This window comes from Halochromatium sp. (assembly GCF_054919635.1).
Window position 1 is genome coordinate 1 of record NZ_JBUDPI010000065.1, and the last position, 13,763, is coordinate 13,763.

Below are 13,763 nucleotides of genomic sequence, written 5' to 3' on the forward strand. Positions count from 1 at the left end.
GGCGGTCGAACGGTCGTGAGGGTCGTAGTTTGAGCCTGCCACAGGCGCAGTCTAGAGCGTCAGTGAACCGAGGTTGGGGATGGTTCTGGATCTGGTACTCGATCTGGCACTGGCACTGGGATTCGATGTGGCGGTCGTTTAGCTATTGGCCTTGATCCGATCGTAGGCTTCCAGGGCCTCAGCGCGGCTCGATTTCAGGTCGACAACGGGCCTTGGATAGTTGCTCCCGAGCTCGACCCCGGCTTGCTTGAGCTCGGTGATCTGGGCTGCCCAAGGCTGATGAACGAGCTTGTCTGGCAGCTTGGCGAGCTCAGGGCACCAGCGCCGAACGTACTGCCCCTGAGCATCGAAGCGCTCGCCTTGGCGCACCGGATTGAAGATGCGGAAATAGGGTGCGGCATCGGCGCCGCAGCCGGCGCTCCACTGCCAGCCTTGGGTGTTGTTGGCGAGGTCCGCGTCGACCAAGGTATCCCAGAACCAGCGTGCGCCTTCTTGCCAGGGCAGGCGCAGGTTCTTGGTCAGCAGCGAGGCGACGATCATCCGCACCCGGTTGTGCATCCAGCCGGTGTGCCAAAGCTCGCGCATACCGGCGTCGACGATCGGGATGCCGGTTCGACCTCGCTGCCAGGCGTCGAGCAAGGCCTGGGTATCTTCGCGGCGCCAAGGGAAGACGGCGAAGCGCGGATTCAGCGGCTCGAGCGGCGTTTGTTGGAAATGATAGAGCAGCTGATGGCTGAACTCGCGCCAGCCCAGCTCGCGCAGATAGGGCTCGGCGACCTCAGCATCGATGTCCCTGTCGCGAATGGCGGCGAGGATCTGGTGGGGGCTGATCTCGCCGAAATGTAGGTGGGGCGACAGGCGCGAGGTGCCAGGCTCGGCTGGACAGTCACGGGCCTGGTGATAGCGCTCGATCGGGCCGTTGAGAAACCGCTCGAGCTCGGCCTGTGCGCCGGCCTCGCCTGGCCGCCAGGTCTGCTGCAGGCCCTGATCCCAGGGGATTGTCGGCCGCAGTCCAAGTGCCTCGATGGGCAGTTGCTCGAGCTGAGCGGGAAGCGGGGGCAGTGCGTCTGGCTCCGTCTGCAACCGGTTGCTCGGCCCAGACGCCGAAACACTGCGTTGTCTTGTCGTTGACCCGGTGTCCTGAGGGCTGTCTGATCCAATGTCGTTGCCATCGCCTGAGCGCGCCCTGACGTCTATAAGCATAGCCCTGAGCCGGCGCCAATAGGGGGTGAAGACGCGATAGGGCTCACCATGCCCGGTCTTCAAACACCAGGGCTCGCTGAGCAGCGCAGCATTGTGGCTGGTGCAGCTGACACCCTCGGCACGAAGGGCTTGCTTGATGGCGCTGTCGCGGGCGATCACGGCCGGCTCGTAGCAGCGATTCCAATGCACGGCGGTGGCTCCGGTCTCCCGGACCAGTTGGCGCAGGTTGGCAAGGCTCTCACCGCGACGAATGATCAGCCCACTACCCAGCCCGCGCAAGCACTGGTCGAGGGCACTCAGGCTCTGATGTTGCCACCAGCGCGAGGCCGCACCGGGTTGCCAAAGGGCCTCCTCATCGGGGGCATGAAGATAGACTGGGATGACGCGCTCACAGTGCTCGAGCGCGGCCGCGAGGGCGGGATTGTCACCGAGCCGCAGATCGCGACGCAGCCAAACAAGCGCGGTGGTGGGCATGGTCTCTCTGGGCTCCAGGCTGCTTACGATGTGAGCATTGTCGCAGGCTAAGGTGATTGCCGGAAAAGCGCATACCGAATTGCGCAGGATTTTCGGTTGCCTTCGAGGAGCGTCGCCGGGAGCATAGCGGGGCTATGTGACCAGCGCCGCGACAAAGAAGGCGAGCGAAAAGACCAGCAAGGCGGTATGAGCTTTGACAGAAATCGCCTAAGCCTAGGACGGGTGCAAGGACTGGCTCGCCTTGATTCTGTAGCTAGATCCTCGGAGACTGCGGATGGTCGCAGGTTATGGCCAGCCAGTGTGCGGCGAAGGCCTCCGATGAGAGTGGGCGGGCATAGTGATAGCCTTGCGCGAGCGAACAGCCGGCGTCGCGCAGCCAGTCGGCTTGCTCCGCGGTCTCGATGCCTTCGGCCAGCAACTCCAGGTGCAGGCTGCGGCCGAGCGCGATGATGGCCTGGGTGATCGCCTGACTGTGCGGATCAGCCGGTAGCGGGTCGACAAAGCTGCGATCGATCTTGAGCTGTTGCAGTGGCAGGCGGTGCAGATAGGCCAGCGACGAATAGCCAGTGCCGAAGTCGTCGACGGCTAGACGCACGCCGAGATGTCGTAACGCCTCAAGTGTGGCAGCGGACTGGCCTGCCTGACGCATGAGCATGGACTCGGTGAGCTCCAGCTCGAGGCGCTCCGGTTCGAGCTCATGGTGCTCGAGCATCCTCGCGATCCTGTCGACCAGGGTCGGGTCCTCGAGCTGTAGGATCGAGAGATTGACGGCTAAGCGCGGGAGCCTTTGTCCGGTCCGGTCCCAGGCCGCGAGCTGATCGAGGGCCTGGCGCAGCACCCAGGTGCCGATCTCGTGGATTAGACCCATGTCCTCGGCGATCGGGATGAACTGCTGCGGCGGTACTGGCCCGAGCTCGGCGCTGTTCCAGCGCAGTAGGGCTTCGGCCCCGATCAGCGCTCCGTCGATCAACGAGAGCTGTGGCTGATAGTGCAGCTGCAGCTCGTCACCAAGCAGGGCCTGGCTTAGGCAAGCCTCCAGGTGCAGGCGACCCAATGGGCTTTGAGTGGACGTAGCCTCGAAATATTGCACGCTCTGGCGCCCACGCGCCTTGGCTTGCTTGAGCGCGACATCGGCATGGCGCATCAGTGCATCGCCGGAGAGTCCATCGAGCGGATACACGGCGATGCCGACGCTGGCGGTTAGTGTGATGGCCTGGCCGCCGATGATCCGCCGCTCGGCGCATCGTTGCTGGAGGCCAGCGACGACATCGTTGATCGCCTCAGGCGATCCGATGGCTGGCAGGATCACGCCGAACTCGTCCCCACCCAATCGGGCGAGCGTCGCTGAGGGCTGCACGACCTGGCTTAGATCACTGGCCACCTGTTCGAGCAGCACATCGGCGGTCTCGGGCCCCAGCGACTCATTGATGACACGAAACCGATCGAGATCCACCAGCAGGATCGCCAGCTGCTCCGGTTCCCGCGTGTCGTGCTGCAACGCTTGCGTGAGGCGCTGATGGAAGTGGTTGCGGTTCGCCAGGCCGGTCAGTGGATCGTATTGGGTGAGAAACTCCACCTGCTCTTGCGTGTGGTGGAGCTGGGTGGTGTCGCTGATGACGATGACATAGCGATCGATCCGGCCGCGCTCGTTGCTGAGCGCTGTGACGCTGAGGCGCGCCCGGTACAGGGTTCCGTCTTGGCGGCGTTCCCAGCGCTCTCCCTGCCAGCGTCTGCCCCCGCTGTTGGAGGTCCGGATTGGGTTCCAGAAACCGCGATCGGTGGCACTCGCGAGCACGGTCTCCACAGGCTGTGCGCAGACCGCGGCCTCGGTGTAGCCGGTGATCTGCGTGAACGCGGGGTTCACGGTAATGATCGCGTGATCGGCGTCGGTGACGATGAGCGCATCGACCATGCTCTCGAACACCTTCGCCGCTTCGCGCAGCCGCGCTTGGGCCTGCTCGCGCTCGGTGACATCCTGAGCGGTGCCGAAGCAGCGCAGGGTGCGTCCGCTCTCATCGCACTCGGTGTGGCCCTCGGAAAACAGCCAGCGCTGCGCGCCGTCCTGTCGGAAGATGCGCAACGTAAAGGTATAGTGCTCACCGATGTCGAGCGCGCGGCGGAACTTCTGCAAGAACTCGGGCGCATCCTCGGGATGAAAGCGTTCCGCGAGGGCGTTCACGTCTGGCAGCGGTTCGTTGGGGTCGAAGCCGAAGATGCGATAGAGCTGCGCCGACCAGGTCAGCTCCGAGGTCGCGGCGATATACTCCCAATGTCCCAGCACCGCCAAGCGTTCGGCCTCGCGCAGTCGTCTGTTGCTCTCGGTCAGCGCCTGGTCGGCGAGCTTGCGCGCGTGGATGTCGGTATGGGTGCCGACGACCCGCAGCGGCTGTCCGGCTAGGTCTCGCGCGACCACCTGACCGCGCGTGTGCAGCCAACGCCAGCTGCCATCCTTGCAGCGCATGCGAATGTCCAGCGCATAGGGGCGATCCTCGCTGAGGTGCTGGTCGAGGAGCTCCCGAACCGGGGCTTGATCCTCCGGATGCAGCAACGCGATCAGTGGCTTCAAGCGCAAATCCAGCTCGTCGGGGGCGTAGCCGAGCATCGCGCCATAGCGGTCATTGACGGTCATGCAGCCGGAGGCGACATCCAGGTCCCAGAGTCCGTCATTGGTCGCTTCGAGCGTCAGGCGCAGGCGCTCTTCACGTTCCTGCAAGGCCTGCTCAGCGGCCTTGCGCTCGGTGATGTCGAGGATGGTGACGACCTGCGATCCCGGTGCCTGATCCTGTTCAATGGATGCCGCACAGAGTGTGACGTCAAGTTGGTGACCAGCCTTGTGTTGCAACCGTGTCTCCAGCCGGCCGGTTCCCTGTTGGTCGAGCCGGGTATAGAGCGCTCGGCCAACCCGCTCGTACTCTTCATCGTCGGCGTAGAGCATGCGGGTGTCGAGATGATCCAGCTCCTCAGGGGCGTAGCCGATCAGCTCGCACCAGGCCATGTTGCTTCGCAGCATCTTGCGTCTCCGGACGAAGACGATCCCAACCGGTGCGGCTTGAAAGATGGCTTCCAGTTGGGCGCGCTGCTCCTGTAAACGCTGGCGTTGTTGCGCGCTCTCCGAGCGATCGATGACGGTGCAGATGAATTCCGGCTCGGCGTTGGCCTCGCCGGGAACGGGGGCGAGGTGAAGATCGCCGATGAAGGGCTCGCCGTTGGCGCGTCGACATTCGATATCGCTGCGGTTGAAGCCGATGCTTTGTTCCGCGTCGCGCAAGGCTCGACTCAGCGCTGCACGCTCGGCTTGGGCGACAAACCGCGTGAAGACATGCTGCTGATAACCATCGCAGCGCAGCTGAAAGAGGGTCTCCGCTGCTGGATTCGCCTCGCGGATCAGGCCGCGGGCATCAAGGATCAGCGCCGCAATGGGCAATGCGTAAAAGAAGGTGCTGAAGCGTGCAAGGGCCTCTTCGAGGGCGAGACGCGTGTTGCGCAGGTCTTCGTTCTGCAGCTTGAGCTCGGTCTCTTGGATGCGCTGTTCTTCGAGCAGCGTTTGCGCATCCTGCTCATGGGCCGCAAAGTCAGCCTCGGCCTCATCGAGCCGACCGGAGAGCAAGGCCTCACGGGCGCGCTGATACAGGTCCCTCAAGTCATCCAGTGCGGGGCGCGGATCAGCCATGCCCGATCAGCTCATCGACGTGGACCGCAACGCTGCGCCCAAGCGCTGAGAGGCTGTAACCACCCTCCAGACAAGAGACGATGCGCTCATGTGCATGACGGACGGCGATCTCGCGCAGCTGGGCGGTGATCCAGGCATAGTCCGGCTCGCGCAGCATGAAGTGCGCCATGTCGTCCTCGGCATGGCCATCGAAGCCGGCGGAGATCATGATCAGCTCGGGTGCGAAGGCCTCCAGCCGTGGCAGACAATGCTCTGCCATTGCGGCGCGGAAGGCCTCACCATGGGTGCGAGACGGCAGGGGCAGGTTGATCACGTTTGGAGCCGTCGAGCCGGCGCCGGAGCCGGGATAGAAAGGATGCTGGAAGCTCGAGCAGAACAACACCCGTTCATCGCCGGTAAAGATATCCTCGGTGCCGTTGCCGTGATGGACATCGAAGTCGACGATGGCGATGCGCTTGAGTCCGTGTGCGCTCATCGCGTGCGCGGCACCGACGGCGACGTTGTTGAAGAAGCAGAAGCCCATCGAGCGTGCGCGCTCGGCATGATGGCCCGGTGGGCGCACCGAGCAGAAGGCGGCATGATGGCGATCGCTCATCACCAAGTCGACGGCCATGATCGCGGCGCCGGCGGCATGCAGCGCGGCGCTCAGAGAACCGCGCGACATCGCGGTATCGCCATCGACCCAGACGAGCACATCCTCGGCGCTGGGCGCGGCCTCGAACAGGGCATCCACATAAGCCGCATCATGCACTGCCAAGAGTTGCTCACGGCTGGCCTTAGGCGCGTCATAATGGGTCACCAGCATCTCCATGCCGGCGGCGATCATCCGATCCGAGATCGCGTGCAGGCGTTCTGGCACCTCGACATGGTGCGCGCCCATCTTGTGCTCGAGACAGTCTTGGTGAGAGATAAAGGCCAGGTTCATGGGGCGCTTACTCAAGTGCTCGGGACGGTAGTCCGAAAGCTTAATCGCTTTGTCACCGTTTTGCTTTGTTACCCGATTCGCCCCAGGAGGGGCCAGCCGATGCGACTCTCTGATGTCGACCAGCTTTTCGTCCCTGATGCCGTTGCCGTGTTTGGCGCCAGCGATCGCGAGGGCTCGGTGGGCGCCATGGTCTATCGCAACGTCCTCGCCGGTGGCTTCAAGGGGCCTTGCTATCCGATCAACCCTAAGTATGAAACGGTCGATGGTGAGCCCTGCTGGAAGGACCTTGCCGCCCTCAATAAGCACGTCGACTTGGCGCTGATTGCGACCCCGGCCGAGGCGGTACCGGGGATCTTGGATCAATGCGGTGAGTTCGGCGTGCGCGCGGCGGTGGTGCATTCGGCCGGCTTCTCGGAGCAGGGCGAGCGCGGCAGCGCGCTGCAGGAGCGGCTTGTCGAAGCGGCGCGGCGTAACCGGATTCGGATGCTGGGGCCGAATTGTCTGGGCGTGATGCGGCCTTCGCACGGACTGAACGCGACCTTCGGCAATGAGCTGCCGCGGGCAGGCAACGTCGCCTTGGTCTCGCAATCGGGGGCGGTCTGCACCGCGATGCTGGATCGCTCCGGGCCGCGCCGGCTAGGCTTCTCGGCAGTGGTCTCGCTCGGGGCTGCGGCCGATGTCGATTTCGGCGACATCCTCGACTATCTGGCACTCGATCCGCAGACCCAGAGCCTCCTGCTCTATGTCGAGGGCGTGCGTGATGCCCGCCGGTTCATGAGCGGGCTGCGGGCAGCGGCGCGGTTGAAGCCGGTGGTGGTGGTCAAGACCGGTCGGCATCCGGCTGGCTCGCGTGCGGCGCGCTCCCACACCGGTGCCTGGGTTGGCTCGCCTGAGGTGTTTCGCGCCGTCCTCGAGCGCGGTGGCGCGGTGCAGGTCGAGCGCCTGGCGCAGCTTTTTGCAGCAGCGCAGGTGTTCGGTGCCGGTCGGCGCCTGGCCGGAAATCGGATTGCAGTCATTACCAACGGCGGCGGCCCTGGCGTGTTGGCCGCGGATCGGGCGGTGGATCAGGGACTGATCCTGTCGGAGCTGAGCGAGGCGACGCGCTCGAAGCTCGGGCAGGCTCTACCGGATCATTGGTCACATGGCAATCCCGTCGATGTGATGGGCGACGGCTCGGCGCAGCGTTATCGGGATGCACTCGATGCCTGTCTGGCCGATGAGGGTGTCGATGGTGTGGTCGCGTTGATGGCGCCCTTGGCAACCAGCGATCCAACCAGTGTCGCCGGTGAGGTGATCGACGCAGCAAAGCAGACCCGTAAGCCCGTGCTGACCTGCTGGATGGGCGAGAGCCGTGTGGCCGAGGCGCAGGGGCTGTTCGCCGAGCATGGCGTGCCGCACTTTGAGTCGCCCGAGGTGGCGGTCGATGCGATGTCGTTCTTGGCTGAGCAGCGCCGCAATCGGATGTTGCTGATGCAATCGCCGGCACCGCTGTCGCAGCAACTGGGGCCGGATCTGGAGGGGGCGCGGCTGATCATCGAGGGCGTCATGGCCGAGGGTCGCAAGGTGCTCGGCACCATCGAGGCCAAGGCCGTGCTGTCGGCGTTTCGCATCAACACGACCCAAGCAGTGCTTGCGCGCTCGCCGAACGAGGCCCTGGTCGCCGCCGAGTCGCTCGGCTTTCCGGTGGTGATGAAGATCAACTCGCCGGATATCCGCTACAAGTCGGATGTCGATGGGGTGCGCCTGGGATTGAGTGATGCGCAAAGCATCCGCCGCGCCTATACCGAGCTGACCGAGCGTGCGAAGAAGCTGCGTCCGCAGGCGCAGATCCAGGGCGTGACCGTCGAGCACATGGTCCCGACCCGCGCCGCGCGCGAGCTGATGGTCAAGGTGGTGCGCGATCCGATCTTCGGCCCGGTGATCAGCTTTGGCGCCGGCGGTACCGACATGCAGGTGCTGGAGGATCGGGCGCTTGGGCTGCCGCCGCTGAACGCCTTCATCATCCAGACCATGATCGAGCACACGCGGGTGGCGCGACTGATGGGCGCCTACAGCAACATGCCGCCGATGAACCGGCAGGCGCTGTCGCGTATCCTGCAGCGGGTCTCGGAGATGGTCTGCGAGCTGCCAGAGATCATCGAGCTCGAGATCAATCCGTTGATCGGCAACGATTTGGACGTGATCGCCGTGGATGCGCGCATTCAGGTCGACTACCGGCCGCCGCAGATGCCGGTCTATGGGCACATGGCCATCCATCCCTATCCGCAGCACCTGATCGAGCATGTGCCGCTGCCGGATGGCACCGATCTGACCATCCGCCCGATCCGACCCGAGGATGCGCAGATGGAGCAGGACTTTGTGCGGGGTCTTTCCGATCAGACCAAGTATTTCCGCTTCATGCAGACCATCAAGGAGCTATCGCCAGAGATGCTGGTGCGCTTCACCCAGATCGACTACGACCGTGAAATGGCATTGATTGGGGTGATTCGGCCGCACGGCAACGAAGGCGTCGAAGAAGAGCAAGAGGTTGGCGTGGCACGTTACATGGCGCATCCGGGAGGCGATACCTGCGAATTTGCGATTGTCGTCTCGGATGCCTGCCGACGACGGGGAATTGGGGCTCGACTGATGCGCTCGCTGATGCAGAACGCCCGCAATAAAGGGCTGCGGATTATGGAGGGCGAGGTCTTGAGTGCGAATACGCGAATGCTGGCATTGGTCAAATCGCTCGGCTTTCGCATCGAGACCGACCGCAATGATCCGACCGTGAAGCTGGTGTCCAAGGTGTTGTAAGGGACGGCATCCAATGCCAGCTCCAGCCTTGCCGACGTGAATGCCATCCCTGGCGACGGTTCAGGACAATCTCAGAGGCTGTGCGCGTATAGCACCTCCACCTCACCGAGGTGGATGATGCCCGAGAAGTTGTCGAAGTACTTCTCGGCGACCTGCTTCGCGATCGTCCGGGCGACGTCCTCGTTCGCGGTGATGATCTCGATCTTGATGTTCGAGTAGGTGTCCGAGACCGGCGTTTGGCCGGGAGAAGGCGTGTTGCGGCTGCCGACGCCGGAGGCCGCCATCACGGTGTAGCCGGTCGCCCCTGCTGCGAGAATGATCTTGGTGATCTTCTTCAACAGCACGCTCTCGGTGATGATCACGAGCTTTTTGGCTTTTTGGGTCATGACTTGATACCTCTTGGTATGGATCGAGGAAACCGGATGCCAGTTGTCCATGACATCTCGGCTCCGATGCTTTGCGGTGATTGATGCTGGCGCACCCTCGAGTCTCTACAGACAGCCGGTGCGTCTCAGCAAGCACCGCATCAGGCCCCCCATCAGGCCCCAAACACCAGCTGCGCTAGACCGATGTAGAGCGGGATGCCGATTGCGATGGCGACCGGGGTACCGATACTCGTCGACGCGCCGATATAGGACGATGGGTTGGCCGTCGGGATGCCGGCACGCAACGTTGGCGGTCCGGAGATGTCGGAGCTGGACCCTGCAATGACCGCGAGTAGCACCACACCGCCGGGACTAAAGCCAGTTAGCACATGGGCGATATAGCCGAGGCCGAAGGCGATGAGCCCGTTCATCAATGGTGCGACCGCGGCGTAGACGGCGAACCAATGGGCAACGCGGCGGAGCTCGTTCAGCCGGGCATAGGCCTCGATGCCCATGATCAGCATCAATACCGATAGCAGACCACGGAAGAGCGGCTCATAGAAGCTGTCGAACACCCTGTCCGGATTGGTGAATAATCCGAGCGCGATTCCAAGGAGTAGTGCCGACAGGGCTGGACCCTGCAGGCTCTCCTTGACGATCGGCCAAATCGCTACGTTGTTACCAGAGCCATCCTTCTTTTTCAGGTAGACACTGGCGAGCACGATGGCCAGGACCAGCGCCGGGATGTCCATGAACGGATATAGCGCGACGGCCCAGGGCTCATAGCTGATGCCATCGGACTCCAGGACTACAGTCCCAGCGGCGAGCGTCGACCCGCTAACGGCCCCGAATAGGCCAGCGGTTGCGATCCCATCCTCAGTTCGGATGCCGGGAAGCATGGCGAGCGTATAACGGCCGATCACGACGATCAGGCAGCCCATGACTACCGCGAAAAACGCCGGGAGCAGCATCGCCCCAAGGTCCGCCTCGCCGATGGCCATGCCGCCCTTTAGACCCACCTTCAACAGCAGCATAAAGACGATGAATTTATAGATGGCATCGGGGATCGTTAGCCGTGAGCCGAGCGCGGCGATCAGAATGCCTCCAAGTAAGAAGGCCAGGGTTGGCGATTGCAGCTGCGATAGAAAACGCGAGCCAAATTCCAATAAAATTTCCAAGGTATTGCTCCTCTGTCGATTCACTACCTGTTTACGTTAGCAGGCCTATCTTCAGCCAGCATACGACCCATGGCTCGAGGGTCTTGGCCGTCGATCGCCTGAGGGGAAGCGTATGGGCATTTGCGGCCAAGTGTTTATTGATATTTCAGCAGTCATCGATCAACGAGTGGTGATTGGTTCGGAAATTGCGACAGGATTGACAGGAAAAAGCGAGCTTGAGCCGGATGAGGTTGCCCCGACCCTCATACCATGACGGCGGGGGTCGACGGCCGCAGGGGTCAACGGCTTCACCGATGGTGTTGTGTCAAACCGAGGACGAGCAATGATGAGACGACAGCGATCGGCTTTCGTGTGGCTTGGATCGAGACTGGGCGCAGTGCTCATGGCTTCGCTGTTCGGTGCCTCGACGGCCGTGGCCGGTTGGGGACCAAACGGTTTCTACCCGACCTCGGTGAGACAGCAACTGCCAAGCCCACAGCAGGCGCAGGAGCTGTTAGTCGAGAGCGGCGGGATTCTGAGTGCGTTGCGCAACGCCCACTGGCAGTCGCTGCGTTGGGGCTGGGGCAGCATCTCCCAGCAGCCAGGGCCGCGGCTGGAGAGCGATCTCAGCGGCTCGCGCTCGCCCGCCCAGGGACTGTCTCTTCAGCAGCCTGCCAGCTCCCAGCGCTGTGACGAGTGCTGAGATGACAGGCAGCCGGCCTGAAGCACCTCCGAACAGTGATCAGAGGCAAGTGGCGCTACAGAAGCGCTGTGGCTCCCAAGGCTCAGAGCAATGGGCGTCGAACTCAGCGTCCTGCTTGGAGGCCAAGCAGGACATGCATGGTGCGAAGCTGACGGCGCTCAGGCGGGGATCTGTCCGGCCCGCTCCGAAACCGCGCGCTTCAGCGCCGCCGAGCGACTGTCGATCCAGTTCTCAGCCGGGAGGATGCGGCCAAGACCCAGATTCTCGAAGCGCTTGCGGGGTTGGTCGTGAATGCCGGCAAGGTAGACCCGGCAGCCATGGTCGACTGCCTCGCGGATCACGGTCTCGACAGCCAGCGATGTGGTGACACCGATATGCGGGACCTCGGTCAGATCGATCACCAAAGAGCGCGCGCCTAGCAGCTCATTCTGCTGCCGCGTGATGGCCTTGGCGGCGCCGAAGATCAGCGGCCCGCTAAGACAGAGCATCACCACCCCGTTGCTGGGGTCACGCAGGATACGAACCTCTTCTGGCGAGGCGTTGGGACAGGTCAGGCCGTCTTCGGTATGCGGTAGGCCCAACACACGAACACCTTCCGACTGGAGATCGGCAAGGCGGCGGATGGTCAGGACGTTGGCGACGAAGAGTCCGATGCCGACCGCGGTGATCAGGTCGACGAAGACCGTCATCAGGATGACCCCGTACATGATCAGGGCCCCACGGATCGAGACCTTGTGTGCGCGGCGCAGGAAGCCCCAGTCGATGATGTCAATGCCGACCTTGATCGCAATGCCCGCGAGCACCGCCTTGGGGATGGGCTCGACGAGCGCACTGGCGCCGAAAACCACGACCGCCAAGAGCAGGGCACGGGTCAGGCCAGAGAGGGCGGTGCGGCCACCGGTCTGGATATTGACCACGGTGCCCATGGTGGCGCCAGCGCCAGGCAGGCCGCCGAATAGGCCTGATGCGAGGTTGCCAAGACCCTGGCCGACCAGCTCCTTGTCCGAATTGTGCTGGGTGCGGGTCAAGCTGTCAGCGATCACTGAGGTGAGCAGGGCGTCGATACAGCCCAGCAAGGCGAGCACCAGCGCGTTGATGACAATAGTCTGCCACTGTCCCGCGCTGAAGGTAGGAAGCTGCAGTGTCGGTAAGCCACCCGGAACCGGGCCGATGGCGCGGTAGGCTTCGCCAGAGAACAGATGCGGCAGCAGATAGATGGCCAGCAGGGTGCCGACGATCAGCGCCAGCAGCTGCGGCGGGATGAAGCGGCGAAGGCGTTTTGGCATCAGCAGCAGGATTGCTAACGAGAGCAGACCCAAGCTTGCCTCCGCCGGTTTGATGTTGGAGAAGAAGTCTGGCAGCGCGCTTAGGGAGCCCAGCACGCCACCGGGCGGCGACGCATAGCCGAGTAGCGGCGGCAACTGAATAATGATGAGGATGAAGCCGATCCCGGACATGAAGCCCGAGATCACCGTGTAGGGCATCATGGTCACGTAGCGCCCAAGCTTCAGTGCGCCAAAGATCACCTGGAAGACACCGGTGAGCATGACGGTGGTGAACGCCATCGCCATGCCCTGTTCCGGATTAGCCGCGATCATGGTCGCGATGACCGCCGTGAAGACCACGGTCATCGGCCCAGTGGGCTCTGAGATGAGGGTGGGTGTGCCCCCGAACAGGGCGGCGAAGAGGCCGATCAGCACGGCGCCATAGAGGCCGGCTTCGGCGCCAGCGCCTGAGGCGACGCCGAAAGCGAGCGCCATCGGCAGCGCGATCACTGCCGCCGTGACACCACCAAACAGGTCACCCTTCAGGTGTGTAAGATTGATCTGATTGAAGACTCGCATCTGGTCTCCTGAACCCCCGCAGCGTCGATTTTAATTAATCTGCGTAGGGTAAATGTTCTGGGGCGGGAACCGAAGTCGAAAAGCCGGATCGATGCTATAGAGCGCCAGCAGCGATCGCTCGCGGCGGCGATCCTCGTGCGTTAACCTCATGACTTGGATCGCACCAAGGTCAAGCCTTGAAGGCTATACTGTAATGCTCTGACTGGCCATGCCGGTCGTCTCACGTTAAGAACAGAGGATTCCTCGAGTATGGGCTGGTCCTGGCTGCTGTTGACACTGCTGGTCCTCGGCTCGTTGCTGCCCCAAGGGGCTCTGTTCGCGCAGCCCAGTGACGATGCCTGGCGCTTGCGTCTTGAAAGTGGCGCCATCCATCGTTGGCAGACAGAGATGGATGACGGGGGCGAGGTCGACCTGGATGCCTGGGCGGTCCGGCTTGGAGCCGACTATGCCGTGACACCGGATCTGCGGTTGGGATTGAGCACCGGCTATGGAGAGCGCCGCTACGGGTTCGATGGCGAGACGGGCTTTGCTGGCTTGAAGCCTTGGTCGACGATCCGTGAGCTGAGGCTCAGTGGTCGACTGAGCTGGAAGGCCGATGAGCGGTGGAATCTGTTCGCGGTGCCGACAAT

Annotated in this window: 9 protein-coding genes and 1 pseudogene; 4 read left to right on the plus strand and 6 right to left on the minus strand. The window is 63.1% G+C overall.

Annotated elements, in window-relative coordinates:
- Positions 1-138: 138 nt before the first annotated feature.
- The 3 genes from ACY693_RS06090 to ACY693_RS06100 form a co-directional block, all read right to left on the minus strand.
- Complete coding sequence (locus ACY693_RS06090; protein WP_462320940.1) at positions 139-1,677, minus strand: cryptochrome/photolyase family protein; 1,539 nt, start codon at positions 1,675-1,677, stop codon at positions 139-141.
- A gap of 253 nt (positions 1,678-1,930) precedes the next feature.
- Positions 1,931-5,347, minus strand: a complete 3,417-nt coding sequence (locus ACY693_RS06095; protein ID WP_462320941.1) for a sensor domain-containing protein — start codon at positions 5,345-5,347, stop codon at positions 1,931-1,933.
- Positions 5,340-6,272, minus strand: coding sequence for a histone deacetylase family protein (locus ACY693_RS06100; RefSeq protein ID WP_462320942.1), 933 nt, complete (start codon positions 6,270-6,272; stop codon positions 5,340-5,342). The genes ACY693_RS06095 and ACY693_RS06100 overlap by 8 nt, the downstream gene beginning before the upstream one ends.
- 99 nt (positions 6,273-6,371) lie before the next feature.
- Here ACY693_RS06100 and ACY693_RS06105 point away from each other — a divergent pair, with 99 nt between their 5' ends.
- A complete protein-coding gene (locus tag ACY693_RS06105) occupies positions 6,372-9,065 on the plus strand; it encodes a bifunctional acetate--CoA ligase family protein/GNAT family N-acetyltransferase (RefSeq protein ID WP_462320943.1) in 2,694 nt (897 codons plus the stop codon).
- Positions 9,066-9,136: 71 nt separating this feature from the next.
- On the opposite strand, the gene ACY693_RS06110 is transcribed toward ACY693_RS06105, so the two are convergent.
- Entirely contained in the window at positions 9,137-9,502 is a 366-nt protein-coding gene (locus tag ACY693_RS06110; RefSeq protein ID WP_462320944.1) for a P-II family nitrogen regulator, read from the minus strand.
- Positions 9,503-9,603: 101 nt separating this feature from the next.
- Positions 9,604-10,608 carry a sodium-dependent bicarbonate transport family permease gene (locus tag ACY693_RS06115; protein ID WP_462320945.1) on the minus strand — a complete coding sequence of 335 codons (1,005 nt, stop codon included), beginning with the start codon at positions 10,606-10,608 and terminating at the stop codon, positions 9,604-9,606.
- Positions 10,609-10,720: 112 nt separating this feature from the next.
- On the opposite strand from ACY693_RS06115, the gene ACY693_RS06120 reads away from it, so the two are divergent.
- Together ACY693_RS06120 and ACY693_RS06125 are read left to right on the plus strand one after the other, a co-directional pair.
- Complete coding sequence (locus tag ACY693_RS06120; protein ID WP_462320946.1) at positions 10,721-10,861, plus strand: hypothetical protein; 141 nt, start codon at positions 10,721-10,723, stop codon at positions 10,859-10,861.
- Between the two features lie 129 nt (positions 10,862-10,990).
- Complete coding sequence (locus ACY693_RS06125; RefSeq protein WP_462320947.1) at positions 10,991-11,290, plus strand: hypothetical protein; 300 nt, start codon at positions 10,991-10,993, stop codon at positions 11,288-11,290.
- A gap of 158 nt (positions 11,291-11,448) precedes the next feature.
- On the opposite strand, the gene ACY693_RS06130 is transcribed toward ACY693_RS06125, so the two are convergent.
- Entirely contained in the window at positions 11,449-13,134 is a 1,686-nt protein-coding gene (locus ACY693_RS06130) for a SulP family inorganic anion transporter (protein WP_462320948.1), read from the minus strand.
- A gap of 249 nt (positions 13,135-13,383) precedes the next feature.
- Here ACY693_RS06130 and ACY693_RS06135 point away from each other — a divergent pair.
- Positions 13,384-13,763, plus strand: a pseudogene (locus tag ACY693_RS06135) (hypothetical protein); the annotation flags it as partial.

What these genes read in the sequence shown, in the direction of transcription:
- ACY693_RS06090 (WP_462320940.1), bottom strand. Translation starts at nt 1,677, where the DNA reads ATGCCCACCACCGCGCTTGTTTGGCTGCGTCGCGATCTGCGGCTCGGT.
- ACY693_RS06095 (WP_462320941.1), bottom strand. Translation starts at nt 5,347, where the DNA reads ATGGCTGATCCGCGCCCCGCACTGGATGACTTGAGGGACCTGTATCAG.
- ACY693_RS06100 (WP_462320942.1), bottom strand. Translation starts at nt 6,272, where the DNA reads ATGAACCTGGCCTTTATCTCTCACCAAGACTGTCTCGAGCACAAGATG.
- ACY693_RS06105 (WP_462320943.1), top strand. Translation starts at nt 6,372, where the DNA reads ATGCGACTCTCTGATGTCGACCAGCTTTTCGTCCCTGATGCCGTTGCC.
- ACY693_RS06110 (WP_462320944.1), bottom strand. Translation starts at nt 9,502, where the DNA reads ATGGACAACTGGCATCCGGTTTCCTCGATCCATACCAAGAGGTATCAA.
- ACY693_RS06120 (WP_462320946.1), top strand. Translation starts at nt 10,721, where the DNA reads ATGGGCATTTGCGGCCAAGTGTTTATTGATATTTCAGCAGTCATCGAT.
- ACY693_RS06125 (WP_462320947.1), top strand. Translation starts at nt 10,991, where the DNA reads ATGGCTTCGCTGTTCGGTGCCTCGACGGCCGTGGCCGGTTGGGGACCA.
- ACY693_RS06130 (WP_462320948.1), bottom strand. Translation starts at nt 13,134, where the DNA reads ATGCGAGTCTTCAATCAGATCAATCTTACACACCTGAAGGGTGACCTG.